The sequence below is a fragment of the Botrimarina mediterranea genome (assembly GCF_007753265.1).
Taxonomy (GTDB): domain Bacteria; phylum Planctomycetota; class Planctomycetia; order Pirellulales; family Lacipirellulaceae; genus Botrimarina; species Botrimarina mediterranea.
Genome location: NZ_CP036349.1, coordinates 3,783,868 through 3,800,708, shown reverse-complemented (window position 1 = coordinate 3,800,708; position 16,841 = coordinate 3,783,868). Strand labels below are relative to the sequence as shown.

The 16,841-nt window shown below is 64.6% G+C and carries 10 protein-coding genes; 3 read left to right on the top strand and 7 right to left on the bottom strand.

The features are described from left to right. Window positions 1-365 precede the first annotated feature (365 nt). The 3 genes from Spa11_RS14560 (at window position 366) to Spa11_RS14550 (ending at window position 4,018) form a co-directional block, all read left to right on the top strand. Window positions 366-794: a hypothetical protein gene (locus Spa11_RS14560; protein ID WP_145113498.1), complete on the top strand. Its 429-nt coding sequence runs from the start codon at window positions 366-368 to the stop codon at window positions 792-794. A 506-nt stretch (window positions 795-1,300) separates the two neighbouring features. Then, on the top strand, window positions 1,301-2,920 hold the full coding sequence (locus tag Spa11_RS14555; RefSeq protein WP_145113495.1) for a SpoIID/LytB domain-containing protein: 1,620 nt from the start codon (window positions 1,301-1,303) through the stop codon (window positions 2,918-2,920). 240 nt (window positions 2,921-3,160) lie between these two features. Further along, window positions 3,161-4,018, top strand: a complete 858-nt coding sequence (locus Spa11_RS14550) for a universal stress protein (RefSeq protein WP_145113492.1) — start codon at window positions 3,161-3,163, stop codon at window positions 4,016-4,018. An 85-nt stretch (window positions 4,019-4,103) separates the two neighbouring features. Here the strand turns inward: Spa11_RS14550 and Spa11_RS14545 are convergent, their stop codons facing one another. From Spa11_RS14545 to Spa11_RS14515, 7 genes are all read right to left on the bottom strand, one after another. Further along, a complete protein-coding gene (locus Spa11_RS14545; protein WP_145113491.1) occupies window positions 4,104-5,363 on the bottom strand; it encodes a PEP-CTERM sorting domain-containing protein in 1,260 nt (419 codons plus the stop codon). Window positions 5,364-5,876: 513 nt separating this feature from the next. Next, a complete protein-coding gene (locus tag Spa11_RS14540; protein ID WP_145113488.1) occupies window positions 5,877-7,208 on the bottom strand; it encodes an aspartate aminotransferase family protein in 1,332 nt (443 codons plus the stop codon). 83 nt (window positions 7,209-7,291) lie between these two features. Then, complete coding sequence (locus tag Spa11_RS14535; protein WP_145113486.1) at window positions 7,292-8,584, bottom strand: aspartate aminotransferase family protein; 1,293 nt, start codon at window positions 8,582-8,584, stop codon at window positions 7,292-7,294. Between the two features lie 134 nt (window positions 8,585-8,718). Beyond that, window positions 8,719-9,585: a carbon-nitrogen hydrolase gene (locus tag Spa11_RS14530; protein ID WP_145113484.1), complete on the bottom strand. Its 867-nt coding sequence runs from the start codon at window positions 9,583-9,585 to the stop codon at window positions 8,719-8,721. A 131-nt stretch (window positions 9,586-9,716) separates the two neighbouring features. Beyond that, window positions 9,717-10,595, bottom strand: coding sequence for a transglutaminase family protein (locus Spa11_RS14525; RefSeq protein WP_145113482.1), 879 nt, complete (start codon window positions 10,593-10,595; stop codon window positions 9,717-9,719). A gap of 170 nt (window positions 10,596-10,765) precedes the next feature. Then, on the bottom strand, window positions 10,766-13,348 hold the full coding sequence (locus tag Spa11_RS14520) for a circularly permuted type 2 ATP-grasp protein (RefSeq protein ID WP_231933270.1): 2,583 nt from the start codon (window positions 13,346-13,348) through the stop codon (window positions 10,766-10,768). After that, the gene (locus Spa11_RS14515) at window positions 13,348-16,824 is read right to left on the bottom strand and encodes a transglutaminase family protein (protein ID WP_145113477.1); all 3,477 of its coding nucleotides are present in this window, start codon (window positions 16,822-16,824) and stop codon (window positions 13,348-13,350) included. Before Spa11_RS14515 ends, Spa11_RS14520 begins: the two co-directional genes overlap by 1 nt. Between the last annotated feature and the right edge of the window lie 17 nt (window positions 16,825-16,841).

Here is a 16,841-nt window from a genome sequence, read left to right as displayed (position 1 = left end):
TGTCTCGCACGAATGCTTCGAGACGGCGGCGAGGCTGGCAACGATTCGGGCGGCTCAGGCCGGATGGCGGCTGGCAGGAATTTGGCGGGAGGGACTCGCTGCGCCCGTGGAAGCCGGCCCCACGCAACACGTCTCGGTTGCCGAGCCCGTAGCGGTCCGAGAGGTAGGCGCCGCCCGTCCGATGTCCCCGACCGTCGAAAGCGACACCGACTCCGCTCCCGGCCGCTACTGACTCAACACGGAAACCGGCGTCCGCCACAACGGGCGATGCCGGAACTTCGAAACCACCAAGGCCGGACGGTTCTGCGATGCTGACGAGGGGAAGGCTTACGGGATCTGTGGGGATGACTTCGTGGGGACGCGGGATGGCGAACGATCAAGCGGAGATGAACCTCCATGAGCTTATCGAGAAGGCTATCTGCCAAGTGGTCCGGGCCGTCGCAGGGGCATCGCTGGCGCTGGCGGATGATAAGGCCAACAAGAGCGCGGAGATCGATCCGCGAGTAATGGCGGTCGCCGGGCTGCCGCAGACAAGCCCAGTCACAAACGACACCGACCGCGGCAAGCGAAAGCTCGTAGAGATCGACTTCGACCGCGCCATCACCACGTCGGAAGCCAATAGCAACGAAGGGGGCGGCGAGATAGGCGTCGCCGTCGCGGTGGTGAAGATGAACGCCCGGGGCAATAAAATGGCGGAAACTTCGACAAGGACCGCCAACCGGGTGCGGTTCTCCGTGCCAATACTCCTGCCGGTTGCAGAGCCATCCGGTGGTGTGATGCTGAGTGCTACGTGAGGAGTGCGTAGCCCGCCGACAGTCCAGAAGAAATCCAGAGCGGCCTTAACACTCAATAAGCACTCAGTAGGGCAGCGATTTCGGCCGATTCCAGCCGACCCCTCAAAATAGAAAAGCCCTACGATTCCAGTGCGGAACCGTAGGGCTGTATAGAGCGTTGTAGGCGGCCCTTAGATTTTAAGTCCGGAGCGTCTGCCATTCCGACACTCGGCCAACGGGTTGCAGGATAACGAGTTACGCGGCAGAGGGTTGGCCCGTCTTCGGCGCCGTTCTTGGACGCAGACGGAGTCAAGTTCTCTCGCGACGATGCGAATGTCTCGACACCCCTGGGCCGCGTGCCCGCACGGCGGGTCCGGGGTTACGAACGCGGCAGTTGTGCCTCGGATACTTTGCGACAGGCCGGTGAGTTTGCGCAAACGCGATAGCCTCTCTCGGAGACCGTCGATAGGCTGAAAGGACGTTTAGCGTCGGTGTCGGCACCGAATCGAGTTGTATGAGGAAAAATTATGCAGTTGGTTGTCAGGACGTTTGTTGGCGCCGCCGCTGCGGTGTCTGTCTGGGTTGCGTCGGTGAGTCACGTCGCGGCTCAGTTCACGGCGCTGCCCACGATCAACGTCACGGGCTTAGGTAACAAGCCGACGGAGAGCGATTACGTCCCCAACGTTGTGAAGAGTGAGAATGGCCTAGCGTCTTTCGAAGCGCTCAAGGCTCAGGCCGTCGCCGCGCGGACCTTTGCTTACTACAAGATGACCCAGCAAGGGTTCATCAACGATGGCACTTCCGATCAGGTGTACACCGGCAACGGCCAATCTCCGCGGCAGATTCACTACGAAGCGGCCGCGGCCACCGAGGGCGAGATTCTCTGGGTGCGGGATAACCTAGGAGCCCAGGCCGACGTACTGCTCGCCTCCTTCTACGTAGCTGGGGCCATTCCCACAGGACCGTTCAATCCGGACAACCCAGGAATCATCTACGAGCCGGGGGATTCGGACCCAACTGACACCGAGCGGCATGTTACCTACCCTTACGCCGAGGGTCTGGTCGGAAGATACAACTTCGGCACCCCGCTGGGCTTCATCGGTCAAGACCCGGTCAACAATCCGAACTGGCCGAATCGCGGCGCCATGTCGCAGAACGGCGGCGACTATCTATCCGACAACTCCATCAACTACCTCGACATCCTCAAGTACTACTACGGCGCCGACATCCAGGTCCGCACCGCGACGACCGCCGGCACGGGCGTTACGTACGGTCGCAAGGTGCTGACGACGTTCGACGACTACGGCAGCGGCCGAGTGTCGGATGGGATCATTGACGGCAACGAAGGTGTCTTCCATCGCTCGCCAACGTTCTCGGGCAGCACCACGGCAAACCTCGCCGGCTCCGATGCGGTGCGCGATAGTTCGACGGCCCAGCAAGGCTCGCACTCGCAGCGGATCGACGTCGTTTACGACGAAACGATCGGCGGCGAGTTCTTCATGCGGCACGTCGCCGGCGCCAAGTACAGCGACTTCGATGGATCGCAAAACGCGGCAGAGCAGATTGCCAACTTGCAGTTCGAATCGATCGGTTCCGTTGGCTTCTGGTTAAAGACCACGGACCCCGGATTGCAAGTCTCGCTCGGCATTGACGATCCCAACACGGGCGATCGCGGCGTTCGTAAGCCGGTGATCGCCGACGGTGAGTGGCACGAGTACAAGTGGTTTCTCGACGATGCGTCCCAATGGGATGCGTGGGCCGGCGGCAACGGCCAGATCGATGGCGTCAACGTGTCGCTCGACTCGGTTCAACTGTTCGGCTCGTCGGATGCAACGGTCTACCTCGACACGGTCTTCTGGGACCCGACCGACGTGTTCGACCCCCGCACCATCGGCGACTTGAACGGAGATGGCGATGTGGATGCCGCCGACTACACGGTCTATCGCGACAATGTCGGCGTGATCGACGCCGGCAATCCAGCGGACGCCAACGGCGACGGCGTCGTCTCAGAGACCGACTATGCGGTGTGGTCGGCCTATTACGGGACAACGACCGGGGGCGCAACCCTATCGGTCCCCGAGCCGACAACTGTCGCGTTTGCAGTGATCGTTGGACTGACGATGCTGACTCGACTAGAGCGTCGATGAGTATTGGCGCAACGCTTCTAGCAGGGAGCTGTAGGGGTGCGTGACAATTGGCCGCGGGTCGCTTTGTGGCCCTCCAGCCGTTGAATACGTCGCTATACTTATAAGTAGGGACGGGTAAAGTCTCCGGTATGGCCTGACTGCCATTCACTTTAGTCACCTTGACGCGACGTTGCGACTGCGAGCGTGTGAGATCGACGATTGAGGTGCTCGCTAGCAGTCGCTCAGCAAAGGAGCGCGGCGATGAACCGATCGATCTTAGTAGGCCTCGGCGGGATGGGGACTGAAGGCGCTTGCTACACCGAAGCCGCCACGCAGACCGCCATCGAGTTGGCTCGCCGGAACGAGGCGCTGCTCACCGGCGTTACAATCGTCAACACGGCCCAGCTCGGTAGCCTCGGCCCGGCGCCGATCGGGGCCGGAGCCATGGCGGCTGAGATGCGCGAACACCGCTTTGCCGAGACTCGCGACCGGGTCGCCGCTGCCGTGGTTGCGTTCGAGAATGCGTGCACCGCCGCGGGTCTCCGTTACAAGGTGCTGCGAGAAGAACGCAGCGAGCCGTTCGATTACCTGATCTCGCAGGCGCGCTACCACGACCTCACGCTGATCGGTCTGCGAGGACTCTTCGAGTACGGCGTTGCGGGGGAGGCCCACTACAACGCCGCCGACACGATGGTGAAACTGATCGCGGGGGGCGTTCGGCCGCTGATCGCCACCGGGCCCAAGTACCGACCCATCAACCGGGTGATGATCGCCTACAGCGGCTCGCCCCAGTCGGCGAAGACGATGCGGCGGTTTGTCCAGATGCGGCTCTGGCCCGACGCGACCGTGCGGGTCGTGGCTTTCGGCGATGACTACGAACGGCGGCAACGGCACCTGTCACACGCCGCGGGCTACTTCGAGGCCCACGACATCGATGTCGAGTTGGACTACCAGCCCGGCGACGCCAGGAAAGGCCTGCTCGAAGCGGCCCATGAGTGGAACGCCGATCTGATCGTGATGGGGAACAGCCACCGCACGCTTATCTCTCGGAAGGTGCTTGGTGACACAGTTCTCGAAACGATCCACCACTCCGATTTGCCGCTGTTCTTGTCGCAGTGAAGTTTGAGTCGGCATCGCTATCACGATTCGATTAACCATAGAGAGAAGGCGGCCGGCGCAACGCGCCGGCCGCCTTCTGCGTTAGCTATCCGACGCGTCGCCTAGCGGCGGCCATAGCAAAGCCGATGAGAGCCACTCCGAGCGTGGAAGGCTCGGGAACAACGAGTTCGCCAATCGCTTCGATGCCGTTGACATCGATGTATGCCAGGGCGTTGGCTCCCGCGATCCGCAAGTCCGATATCGCATAGGCGTGGTCCCAGAAGTGGCCGCCGTGGAAGAGATAGCCCGCCGTGACCGGACCGCCGGCCACCGGAGCATTCAACACAAACAACTCGCTTCCGGTCGCATAGAACCCATCCGGGTCGGCCGGGTCAACGATTTGACGGATGCTGAAGATGATCGAGTCACTGCCGACGCCGGCCGGGTCGGTCTCGAAGATCATGTCGTCTCCGATAATGTCCCGCACCATCATAGCGTCGAGGTTTACCGCCTCCCGGCCCGGAAAATCGCCGCTGCTGGAGAAAGCCGTCGTAGGGACAGTCCCTAGGAGTGATTCGACCGCGTCGACGATCAGGGCGTGACTGATATACGGCGAGCTCGTTCCAAGACCGAGGTCATAGTTCCACACGGAGGCGCCTCCGGTTGTCACATCGACGTCGAGCGAGTACTTGTTCGAGTCGGCGGCGGTCCCCGGTTCCGGGCCCCAGAGCTCAAGGCCATCGACGTCACGCATCGCCGCCATTCCGTTGACTAGTGGCGCGGGTGTCCAGAGATGCTGCACGGCGAAGCCGGCGTAGACGCCAGCCTCTTCAACCGAGATGTCTGCTGATCCACCGATGGTGTTGCCGTTGGACAGGGCCACAGGGCCGCTAGGTGGGACGAAGGCGCCTGGCACGGCGGGAATAAGAGTCCCTGGGCCGATGGGGCCGCCGTATCCGGCGACGGCGTCGTCGATTGTGAAGACCAGGTGGGCGGTATCTGGCATCGCCCCGCTACTCGGATTGTAGAGGCTCGTGTAAAGCGCATCGCCGTGGTTGGCGAGGGCGTCGACCTCTTCTTCCCGCGGAAAGTTGGGCCCGCGGCTGCCGCTGTAGTCGATGCCGTCGAGAGTTCCGCCGAGCCCGTCCCAGGCGACGACCTGTTCGGGATCGACTCCGCCCATAAAGTCGTGGTCGATGTTGTGCGAGTACTCCTTGCCGAAGACCCCCGGGGCAGGGATCACGCCGGGTCCCAAGGCGGGGATCGCCCCCGGCGGGAGCACCACCGGGACATACGGCGCCGCGGTGGCCAGCGAGCCGATGGCCGCCAGTAAGATCGCGACAAGACGAACTGAGTTGCGATACATGGGATTAGCTCACTCTGAAGTGAAGATGGGCCGGGAGGAGTAGAGGCCCAACCGCGACGCGCCGACCCGAAAGACGCCGCAGGCTGGTCGCTGCGCAGAACCAGAAGGGCGGCGTACGACGGCCGGGCTTCTCCCGGCACGAGCCGTCACAAAACCGCTTAGGTTCCGCTACGCAAAGACGCTGTCCACGCCGCTGGGCTAGCCGTCAGCGGCCGATCGATAACAGCCAATCAAGAGCGCGTCTTCCTGCCCGACAGCGACGCTTGAAGAAAAGATGGCGACGGGAATGAAAGCCTTACCCGTTCTGCGCCCCTGTCATATCCAATTAACGAGGCGAGTCAAGAATGCGCACGCAACTTCGCGAAAACGAATCAGTGTTTGAGTGAAAGGGCAATAATGAGCTGAAAGCGCTTGCTGACATCCTCCGCCGCGTCAGTAGCCCGAGAATCGTGCAGATAGGCTCGAAGTGAGATCACTCGAATTCCATCTGGTCTTCGCTGAGCAAGAAGTCCGCTACTGCGCTGCTATCGCCGCTTCGAGCACATCGAGCGCCTCTTCCAGTTGCTCGTCGGTGATCACGATCGGCGGCAGCAGACGGATGCAATTGCTGTAGAGGCCTGCGCGGATCAGGATCAGTCCGGCTGCGACCGCGCGTTGGATGATCTCCAGCGTCTCGTCTGGCGCCGGCGTCTTCGTGTCGCGATCGCGAACAAACTCCACGAGCCGCATTGGGCCGACCCCACGGACGTCGCCGACCAGCGGAAACTTCTCTCGCCACGATTCGAGCCGCAGCCGCATGCGCTCGCCCACTTCATGGGCCCGTTGTTGGAACTCAGGACTTTGGATCTGATTGAGCGCCTCGATCGCCGCGCGGCACGCGACGGGATTGCCACCAAAGGTGCCGCCGACGCCGCCTTTGTGGGCCGAGTCCATGACATCCGCCCGGCCGATCACCGCGGCGATGGGCATCCCGGCGCCGAGCGACTTGGCCGTTACGATCACGTCGGGGACGACACCTGTGTGTTCGATTGAGAAGAGCTTGCCGGTCCGTCCCATGCCGGCTTGCACCTCGTCGGCGATGAGGACCATGCCGTGTTCATCGCAACGCTTGCGGAGGTGCTCCATGAACCGCTGTGGGATTGGGACAAAGCCCGCCTCGCCCTGCACGGGCTCGATGATCACTGCCGCGACCCCCGCCGGATCGACCCGCGCGATGAGAGCGTTATCGAACTCGGCGATCGTCCAGTCGATGAACGCCTCTTCGTCGAGCCCCGCGGGCCCGCGATAGACGTTGGGCGTCGCAACGCGGTAGACCTCGCCGCTGAACGGCCCGAACCCTTTCTTAAACAGCGCGTACTTGCTCGTGAGCGACAGCGCCAGCTGCGATCGGCCGTGGTACGCGCCATCGAAGCACATCACCCCCTGCCGGCCCGTGTAGTAGCGAGCCAGGTTCACGGCGTTCTCGACGGCCTCACTGCCCGAGTTGGACAGCAAGGTCTTTTTCGTGAAGTGCCCTGGTGCGGCTGCATTGAGCTTCTCGCACAGTTCGACATACGGCTCATAGGTTGTCACCAGCGCGCAGCTATGGATGAGCTTGCCGGCCTGGTCACGGATCGCCTCGACGACGGCCTCCGGCGTGTGCCCCACGTTGAGCATGCCAATCCCGCCCGCCATGTCGATCAGCGTGTTGCCGTCGACGTCAGTAACAAGCGCGCCATGAGCATGCGAAACTGCAACGCCGGTCGAATGCGCCAGCCCCGCGGGAGTCGCCGCATGCCGCCGGGCGACAAGGATCTTGCTCTGCGGCCCGGGGATTTCGGTAACGAGATGGATCGATCTAGTCATTCAGAGATTATGCACGATGTGACAAAGGAACGAAGGCAAGGCATGATTAGTCTCTTCGTTCCTTCGATACTTTGAGGTTGATCTTAGAGAATCGCCAAGAGAGATTGCTCGAAGACCTCCAACCCGTCGTCGAGCTGCTTTTGCGTGACGTTCAACGGTGGGATCCAGCGGACGACGTTGCCGTGCGTGCCGCAGGTGAGAAGCAGCAAGGAGTTCTCGGCGCAGTGTTTCGCGACGCCGCCGGCTTGGGCCTTGCCCGTCGCCCCGGCGGCGAACTCGCAACCGACCATCAGCCCGGGGCCGCGCACTTCGCGAAGATCGGGGAAGCGAGCGGCGAAGACGCGCAACCTTTCGGTGAGGTACGCGCCGAGCCTCTCGGCGTTCTCGGCGAGCTTCTCGCTTTCCAGAACGTTGATGGTCGCGATCGCCGCGGCTTGGGCGATCGCCGAGCCGCCCCCATAGGTGCCGCCGTGCATGCCGGGGCCCATTTTCGCCATCAGCTCGCGTGGCGCGGCGATCGCCGACATCGGCAGGCCCGACGCGATCCCCTTCGCCATCGTCAGGATATCGGGCGCGATCCCGGCGCGGGTGTGGTACCACCAGTCACCCGTGCGGCCGAAGCCGCTCTGGATCTCGTCGGCGATCAACAACAGGCCGTGCCGGTCGCACAGCTCGCGCAGTCCCTTGAGGTAAGTCGCGGGCGCGGGGACGTAGCCCCCCTCACCGAGCACCGGCTCCAAGAGCACGGCCGCCGTCTCGCTCGGCGCCGACTGCGACGCCAGGACGTGTTCCAGCCGTGAGAGACAGTAATCCGACAGGTGCTCGTCATCAACGAACTGGAGGCCCGAGTCGGCGTGATTGAGGACGTACGGGAACGGCGCGTAGAAAACGCCGCCGGGGAGCGGTTGATAGCCGGCGCGGTAGACGGTCTTGCTGCTGGTGAGCGCCATCGTCATCGCCGTGCGGCCATGAAAGCCCCCTTCGAGCGCGATGACGTTCGGCTTACCCGTCGCGGCCTTCGCAAGCTTCACCGCGCCTTCCACGGCCTCGGCGCCGGAGTTAGCGAAGAAGAACGTATCGAGACCTTCCGGTAGCTTCGGCCGCAAGAGGTCGGCCAGCTCGATCGCCGTCTCGGGGACGACGCAGTTCATCTGCCCAAACAACAGCCGCTCCGCCTGCGACCGCACCGCTTCGACGACCACCGGGTGGCAGTGCCCCGTGTTGGTCACGCCGATGCCGCTGGTGAAGTCGAGGTAGCGTTTGCCGCTCTTGGCGTAGAGGTACGCTCCCTCGCCACGTTCGATGACTTCGCAGACGACCCGGGCCCACGCGGGAGAGAGGCAAGCGAGCGGGTCGGTGTTAACTGGTGCGTGCATCGCTTTTTGTCCCCCTCCTTTTCAGGGAGGGGCTAGGGGAGGGTCTGAACGCTCATTGCGGACGACCTCCCTAGCGTAGCAATACGCGGACCCTCCCCTAACCCCTCCCTGAAAAGGAGGGGAACTCAACGCGCTTACGCTTCTTCGATGGTGCGTTTTAGGAGCGGTTTGTACGTGTCGATGCGGCGGTCGCGCAGGAAGTGCAGCAGCTCGCGTGACTCGCGGACGCGGCCCAGCGGCAGGTCCGCTATCAAGACCTGCTCTGTGCCGTCGGCTTGGGCGATGATCTCGCCGAACGGGTCGCTGACGAAACTCTCGCCGTAGAACGTCATGGCTTCTTCCGTGCCGACGCGGTTCACCGCCGCGACGAAGACGCCGCTACAGATGCCGTGCGAGCGGATCACGGTCCGCCACGCCTCGGCCGAGCTGTAGCCGGGCCGGTCGGGTTCGGTGCCGATCGCCGACGGGTAGAACAGCACCTGCGCCCCCTGGAGGGCCATGATCCGCGCGACCTCGGGGAACCACTCGTCCCAGCAGATCGCGACGCCGATCTTGCCGAACCGCGTGGCGAACGTCTTGTAACCGAGGTCGCCGGGCGTGAAGTAGTACTTCTCGAGGTACTGTGGCCCGTCGGGGATGTGCGTCTTGCGGTACTTGCCGAGGTCGACGCCGTCGGCGTCGAAGACCACGACCGAGTTGAAGTAGACGCCCGGTTGCGCCTCTTCGAAGATCGGCACGATCAACACGACGCCGAGCTCTGCCGCCAGCGCGCCGAAACGCTCGGTCGTCGGCGAGGGCAGCGGCTCCGCGAGCGCGTAGCGCTCGACGGCGACCTCCTGCGGGAAGTAGGCCGCGTCAAAGAGCTCCTGCAAGCACACCACCTGCGCGCCGTCATCGGCCGCCTGACGGACGTAGGCCTCGGCGCGGTCACGCACGGACTCTCGCGACCCACTACAGGCCATCTGCACCAGGGCGACGCGAACCGTTGAGTCTGGTTTCATCGATTCAAAAGAAAAAAGAATGGAACGCGGATGACGCGGATGAAAAGGATAAACGCGGATTGCTTCTTGAATTGTATCCGCGGCTATTCTTTAAATCCGCGTCCATCCGTGTCCCATTCTTCGGAACCAAGTTAGACAGTGTCGCGAGGCTCCACGTCGACCGACACGACCATCGTGTGCGAGCCACCGCCGACGAAGACGCCTTGGATGGGGCTGATGTCGGCGTAGTCGCGGCCGATCGCGACGGTGATGTGATCGGTTCCCGGGATGCAATCGTTCGTCGGATCGAAATCCACCCAGCCGATGGCGCCGCAATAGACGCTCAGCCACGCATGTGACGCGTCGGCGCCCACCAACCGAGCCTTGCCCGGCGGCGGGATCGTCCGCAGGTAGCCGCTCACGTACCGCGCCGCGAGCCCCAGCGACCGCAGGCAGGCGATCTCGACGTGGGCGAAGTCCTGGCACACGCCCGCGCGAGCGTTAAACGCATCCAGCACTGGCGTGCTGACGGTCGTCGCCCGGGGATCGTACTTGAAGTCGGCGTGGATCCGGCTGGTGAGGTCGCGAGCGGCGTCGAGGATCGGCCTGCCGGGAGTGAAGGATGTCGACGCGTAGTCGCGCAGGGTTGCGTTCCGTGGGACGTGCGTGGAGGGAAACGCGAAGCGATACGCCTTGGTGGCGTCGGCGTCCCCCGGCAAGCGGAACGAGTCCCGCACGGTCTCCCACGGGAGAGACGTCGCCGGCAGCAGCGGCTGCTCATGGACCTCGACGTCGCTGATCGCCGTCAGCGTCAGGGTTTGATGGGCCCGTTGAATCGAGAAGAACTCGACTCGGTTGCCGAACAGGTCCGTCCGCTTGGCGCAGTCCGATGGGTCGGGGGACACGATTAGCCGGTAGGAGTCGAGCGTCTGCCCACCAAACGCCCGCGGCGCGAGCCGCACCAAGTTGTGGCACACAGCGACCGTGTCGCTGTAGGCGTACTTCGTCGAGTGGCGGATGCGGTAGCGCAAGGGGAGGGGCGGGGGGCTAGGGGCGGGGGACGAGGGGCATTGGATTTGGCAGGGCGGTTAGGCAGCGCGAATGAAATTTGTAGGAGGCGTCGCCGACGCCGATTTCGGTCTCTTAGCAGTTGCGCGTCATCGGCGTCGGCGACGCCTCCTACAGGACGAAGCCTCAAGCCTCACGTCGGCGCGAGCTGACGCGGTGGGCCGGAGTGAGCCAGGTACTTCAAGGAGATCGCGTGCGACAAGGCGGGCAGGTCGCGTTCGAGGTCAGACAACAGCCTAGTGAGGGGGCGTGGGTTGTCGAGTTCGTACGCCTCGCAGATTTCGCGGATGTCGGCCATCCGCACGGTGTGCGAGAGGGCGAGCGCCAGCCGCTGCTCGGGCGGGGCGCCGGGGCCGCCGTCGTCCGCGCGGGGCAGCTTGCCGATGTGCCGTTCGAGCGTGTTGAGTTGGTAGGCGATGCTGCGGGGATTGGTTTCGTCGGTGACGAGCAAATCCAGCACCGGCGCCAGCTTGACGCTTGCGCGGTAGCGGGCGCGGTAGGTCATCAGGCTGTCGGCCGACTCCAAGAGCGCTTCGAGCAGGGCAGGGGAGACGTCGCGCGACTCGACGAGGCAAGTCCGCAAGAGGTCGATCGCTTGCATCGCGCGTTCGAGGCGCCGGCCGATGTCGAGGAAGCGGTAGAACTGCGTTCGCGTCATGCTCTCGACCACCATGCCGCCCAGCGCCGCAAGGTCGATGATCAGCTCGTTCGTCAGATTCAGCACGTCGGTGAGGTTGGCCCCGCCGGCGTCTTGGTTGCGGAAGTCCTCGTAGACCCGCAGCACAATCCGCCAGGTGTCGCGCGACAACCGGTCTCGCACCTTGGCGGCCGACGCGAACATCCGATCGACCGTCGCCGCAAGTGAGCTCGATTGTGTGTGGTTCAGCACCTCGCGCGGCAATGCTAGCTCAACCATCGGCAACCGCTCGCGCATCTCGGCCAGGGCGTAGCCGGGTTCGATCTGTCCCTTCTCCGCCAACGCGCGGATCAGGGCGGGCAGCTCGGGAAAGTCCGCCGCGTTGCCTTCGCTGCTCAGCCGCGTCGCGACGATGCGCACCAGCCGCGCCGCGGCGTCCGCTCGTTCGAGCTGCCGCCCGAACCAGTAGCTGTTGTCCGCCACACGGCTGGGGAGCTCAGAGCCGATCCGTACGAGTTCGATCGACTCGTGCTCGCCGGGGAGCAGGGTCACTACCTCGACCGGCTTGTCTCCTACGATCCAGACGTCCTTGCTCCCTTCACCCGTAAGCAGCGTCGCCTCCAGCGGCCCGGAGTCGATCGACGTCCGCGCCAGCGCGCCGGGCATCACGTGGTAATCGCCGTCACCCGCGACGACGAACGCCCGCAGCGCCACCCGCGCGGGCTGCACCTTCCCTTGACGATAGGTCGGCGACGCGGAGCGGTTCACTTGCTCCTGGGCGACGAAGTTGACCGGGTCGCTGCGGATCATCTTCACCAGCGCGTCACGCGGCGACTTGCGCAGCTTGTTGGTGAGCAACGACTCTTGGCCACGGCGCCGGAAGGCGGTCTTGAGGATCAGGGTGTCGAGGTTCTCGATGACGTACTCGAGCGCCTCGGGGTCGCCGCACCACCAAGTGGCGACGCCCGGCAGCTGGAGGTCTTCGCCCAACAGCTCTTGGCAAAGCCGTGGCAAGAAGGACATAAAGATCGGAGACTCGACCAGGCCGCTGCCGCAAGCGTTGGCGACCAGCAAGGCGCCGTCGCGTTCTGCCTGGACCAAGCCTGCTACGCCGACTGGGGACTCGCCCCCCAGTTCGAGCGGGTCGCATTGGTCGGTGCTGGGCCGCCGCACCAGCACGTCGATCGGCGCGAGGCCGTCGAGTGTTTTCATCCACAACTGGCGGCTGCGAACGGTGAGGTCCTCGCCTTCGACGAGCAGATAGCCGAGGTAGCGAGCGAGGTAAGCGTCTTCGAAGTAATTGGGGTGCGCGGCGCCTTGGCTGAGAATCGCGATGGTCGGGTTTGTGCGCCCGGCGGGCGCCCAGCGACGCAATGTCGCTTGCAGTTGCAGGAAGAACGGCGCAAGACGCCGGACGCGGCGTTCGCGGAACGACTCGGCGAGCATCCGTGAAGTGACCAGCCGATTCTCGAGCGCAAAGCCGACGCCCGAGGGCGCTTCGGTCCGATCCGCCAAGACCCACCACTGGCCGTCCGGAGAGCGGCCGAGGTCCGCGGCGTAAAACAGCAAGTTCGGCGGCCGACCCCCTTTGGCCATCGGTGGGCGATGCAACGCCACACGGTAGCCCGGGTGCGAGTAGACCACCTCCGGGGGCAACAGGCCCGAGGTGATTAGCTGCTGGTCGCCGTAGAGGTCGGCGATCAGCAGCTCGAGCAGCGAAGCCCGCTGCGACAAGCCCTGCGAGATGGCGCCCCATTCGCTCTCGTGCAGCAGCAGCGGCGAGGGGTCGAGCGCCCAGGGGCGGTAGCGTCCCTCGGCGTCGCCGTAGGCGCTGTAGACGATGCCGTTCTCGTTGATCAGCCGTTGCGACTGCGTCCAGCGGCGCAGCAGCTCGACTTCGCCGATCTGCGCGACCTGCGAGCGGAAGCCCTTCCAGGCGGGCCGTGAACGGCCCGTCTCGTCGAGCATCTCGTCGTAGACGCCGGCGATCGGCGCGTACTCAGCGAACAGCGATCCAGGCTCGGCGCTATTCGGAGCGGTGCTTGCCGGACCACCGAGAGACTGCGCCTGACTCTGCATCAATGCTTGCCGCGGCGGAGATCGAGCGTGAGCGGGAACTCGGGATTAGGACCGTCGTCCCTCATCATAGCTTTACCTGCCGTATGACCGAAAGCGAGGAATCGCGTCGCCCGACGGGTCTCGGCCTCCAGGGCGTTGACAGGGAAAGTTTGCGGGTTAAGCCCGCCTGGATGGCCGACGTGGTACTGGCAACCGCCGGCGGAGCGGTCCATCCACTCGTCCACGAGGTCGAACACCAACGGACCGTCTACCGGGATCGTCGGGTGCAGGCAGCTCGGCGGCTGCCACGCCCGGTAGCGGACGCCCGCGACGAACTCGCCCTGCACGCCGGTTGGGTGGAGCGGCACGCGGCGGCCGTTGCAGGTCAGCACGTAACGCGGGTCGGTCATGCCATTGACCTTCACCTGCATGCGTTCGACCGATGAATCGACGTACCGCGCGGTGCCGCCCGGGGCGCCTTCCTCGCCGAGGACGTACCAGGGCTCGATCGCCCGCCGCAGCTCGACGTTCACGCCGCGCTGCGTGAACTGGCCGATGAACGGGTAGCGGAACTCAAGGTGCGGAGCAAACCAATCACGCTCCAGCGGGAAGCCCGCGGCGCGGGTCGCTTCGATGACGTCCTCGAAGTCCTGCCAAATGAAGTGAGGCAGCATCCACTTGTCGTGCAGCGAGGTGCCCCAGGAAACCAGCGGCTTTTCGTAGGGTGTCTCCCAGAACCGAGCGACCAACGCCCGCAGCAACAGTTGCTGTGTGAGGCTCATCCGCGCGTGCGGCGGCATCTCGAAGGCGCGGAACTCGAGCAGGCCGAGCCGGCCCGACGAGGTGTCGGGGGAGAACAGCTTGTCGATGCAGAACTCCGCGCGGTGGGTGTTGCCGGTGCCGTCGACAAGCAGGTGACGGAAAATCCGGTCCACCAACCACGGCGGCGTGTGCTCGCCCTTGCGGACCTGCTCGAAGGCGATCTTGAGTTCGTAGAGGTTGTCGGCCCGCGCCTCTTCAACGCGCGGCGCCTGGCTCGTCGGTCCAACGAACTTGCCGCTGAACAGGTACGACAGCGACGGGTGGTTGTTCCAGTAGCCAAGGAAGCTCTTCAAGAGGTCCGGGCGACGCAGCCAGGGGCTGTCCGCTGGCGTCGAGCCGCCAAGCACCACGTGGTTGCCGCCACCGGTGCCGGTGTGGGAGCCATCGAGGTCGAACTTCTCCGTCCCGAGGCGGCTCTCACGGGCGTCGTCGTAGACGCCGGTCGTGATCTCCACCAGTTCGTCCCAACTGTGGGCGGGGTGGACGTTGACCTCGATGACTCCTGGGTCTGGCGTCGCCTTGATATGCTTGAGGCGGCTGTCGTGCGGGGGCAGGTAGCCCTCAAGGACGACCGGCAGTTGCAGGTCCTCGGCGGTCTCCTCCACCGCGGCGATCAGGTCGAGGTACACGTCCAGCCGTTCGATCGGCGGCATGAAGATATGGAGCGTGCCGCCGCGCGGCTCGATGCACATCGCGGTGCGGATCAGGTTCGACGGGTCGTTGTAGTTGACGTCGGCTTTGTAGGGATCGAACCGCGAAGCGCTTCCTTCCGGCAAGGGATGTTGCGGTTGCGAAGGATCGTGGCCGTGACCGTTGTCGCCATAGCCGTGGCCGGCGCCATTGGCGCCGTTGCCGTCATGGTGGCGTCCTTGGAACTGGAAGTCGTGGTGGCCGTAGTCTCCGCCACCGCCGCCGTACCCGTAGCCACCGCCGGCGACGCCGACGGGCACGGGCACCGCGCGCCGCAGACGCTCCCGCATCGGCAGCGGGCGCTCGGCGTCGAAGGGGTCGGCCTCGAGGAACGCCTTGGCGTGCGCCGGCCGGTCGTCGTAGACGAGCGATTGGATCGGCAATCGATAGCCCATCGGTGAGTCCCCCGGCAGCAGGAACATCTCCTCCGACCGCACGATCCACTTGCCGCTTCGCCAACGCGGCTGGAACTCCCACCAAGCGAACTGCAACGGCAGGGCGACGCCGACCGAGCTCGTCAGCCCTTGCTCGAACACCCGCGCCAGGCGGGTGCGTTCTTCTTTGTCGTCGAGCTTCGAGTCGCGGACATCGACGTTCGCCGGCAGCCGCCGCTCGCGCCATGCGTAGTACATGGCGTCCTCGAAGCCGTCGATGACGTGCTCCGGGTTCACGACCAGCCGCTCGGCGAGCGCCTTACCGAAGCGGCGGGCGTCGTCGGCCGTGTGGCCGTACGAGACGCCGTCCTTGGCGAACAGCTCGTCGTTCTCCCAGATCGGCTGCCCGTCCGCGCGCCAGTAGCACGACAGGGCCCAGCGTGGCAGTTGCTCGCCGGGGTACCACTTGCCCTGCCCGTAGTGGAGCAGTCCGCCCTTGCCGAAGCGCCGCTTCAGGCGCAGCAGCAGGTTGTCGGCGAGGCGGCGCTTGTTCGGGCCGACCGCGGCGGTCTGCCACTCTTCGCCGTCCATGTCGTCGATCGAGACGAACGTGGGCTCGCCGCCCATCGTGAGGCGCACGTCGCCCGCTTCGAGATGACGGTCGATCTCGTGACCCAGCGACTCGATCCGAATCCACTCGTCTTCGGTGTACGGCTTGGTGACGCGCGGGTCTTCGTGGACGCGCTCGACCGACATTGCGAAGTCGAACTCGACCTCGCACGGCTCGTGGCCGCCGCTAATCGGCGCGGCGGACGTCGGTTGTGGCGTGCAGGCCAGCGGGATGTGACCCTCGCCGGCGAAGAGGCCCGACGTGGGGTCGAGGCCCACCCAGCCCGCGCCGGGGAGGAACACCTCGGTCCAGGCGTGCAGGTCGGTGAAGTCCTCTTCGGGGCCCGACGGGCCGTCGAGCGACTTCTGGTCGGCCGTCAGCTGGATCAAGTAGCCCGACACGAAGCGCGACGCGAAACCCAAATGCCGTAGCGCTTGGCACATCAGCCACGCCGAATCGCGGCACGAGCCGGTGCGCTTGGTGAGCGTCTCTTCGCAGGTCTGCACGCCCGGTTCGAGCCGGATTGTGTAGCCGATCTCGCGCTGCAGCAGTTGGTTGATATCGACCAGGAAGTCGATCGTCTTCCGCGGCGTGCGGTCGATCGTCGCCAGCAACTCCATGAGCGCCGGGCTCTCTTCGTTCGTGGCGAAGTAGGGCTTCAGGTTGTGCTGCGATTCTTCGTCGTAGTAGAAGGGGGTCTTCTCGGCGTTGGGTTCCAAGAAGAAGTCGAAGGGATTAATTGCCGACAGCGACGCCGTTAGGTCGACCGTGATGTCGAGCTCGGTCGCCTGCTCGTTGAAGACGCACCGCGCCAGGTAGTTGCCGAACGGGTCCTGCTGCCAGTTGACGAAGTGGTCGGCCGGCCCGACCTGCATCGAGTAGCTCTCGATCGGCGTCCGTGAGTGGGGCGCCGGCCGCAGGCGGATCACCTGCGGGCCGATGCTGATGGGTCGGTCGTACCGGTAGCTGGTCCGGTGGTGCAGCGCAACACGAATACTCATTATTTGACGACGGCGCG

Bases quoted from the DNA above. Each gene is read 5' to 3' on its own strand.
- Spa11_RS14560 (WP_145113498.1), top strand. From the start codon at position 366: ATGGCGAACGATCAAGCGGAGATGAACCTCCATGAGCTTATCGAGAAG.
- Spa11_RS14555 (WP_145113495.1), top strand. From the start codon at position 1,301: ATGCAGTTGGTTGTCAGGACGTTTGTTGGCGCCGCCGCTGCGGTGTCT.
- Spa11_RS14550 (WP_145113492.1), top strand. From the start codon at position 3,161: ATGAACCGATCGATCTTAGTAGGCCTCGGCGGGATGGGGACTGAAGGC.
- Spa11_RS14545 (WP_145113491.1), bottom strand. From the start codon at position 5,363: ATGTATCGCAACTCAGTTCGTCTTGTCGCGATCTTACTGGCGGCCATC.
- Spa11_RS14540 (WP_145113488.1), bottom strand. From the start codon at position 7,208: ATGACTAGATCGATCCATCTCGTTACCGAAATCCCCGGGCCGCAGAGC.
- Spa11_RS14535 (WP_145113486.1), bottom strand. From the start codon at position 8,584: ATGCACGCACCAGTTAACACCGACCCGCTCGCTTGCCTCTCTCCCGCG.
- Spa11_RS14530 (WP_145113484.1), bottom strand. From the start codon at position 9,585: ATGAAACCAGACTCAACGGTTCGCGTCGCCCTGGTGCAGATGGCCTGT.
- Spa11_RS14520 (WP_231933270.1), bottom strand. From the start codon at position 13,348: ATGCAGAGTCAGGCGCAGTCTCTCGGTGGTCCGGCAAGCACCGCTCCG.
- Spa11_RS14515 (WP_145113477.1), bottom strand. From the start codon at position 16,824: ATGAGTATTCGTGTTGCGCTGCACCACCGGACCAGCTACCGGTACGAC.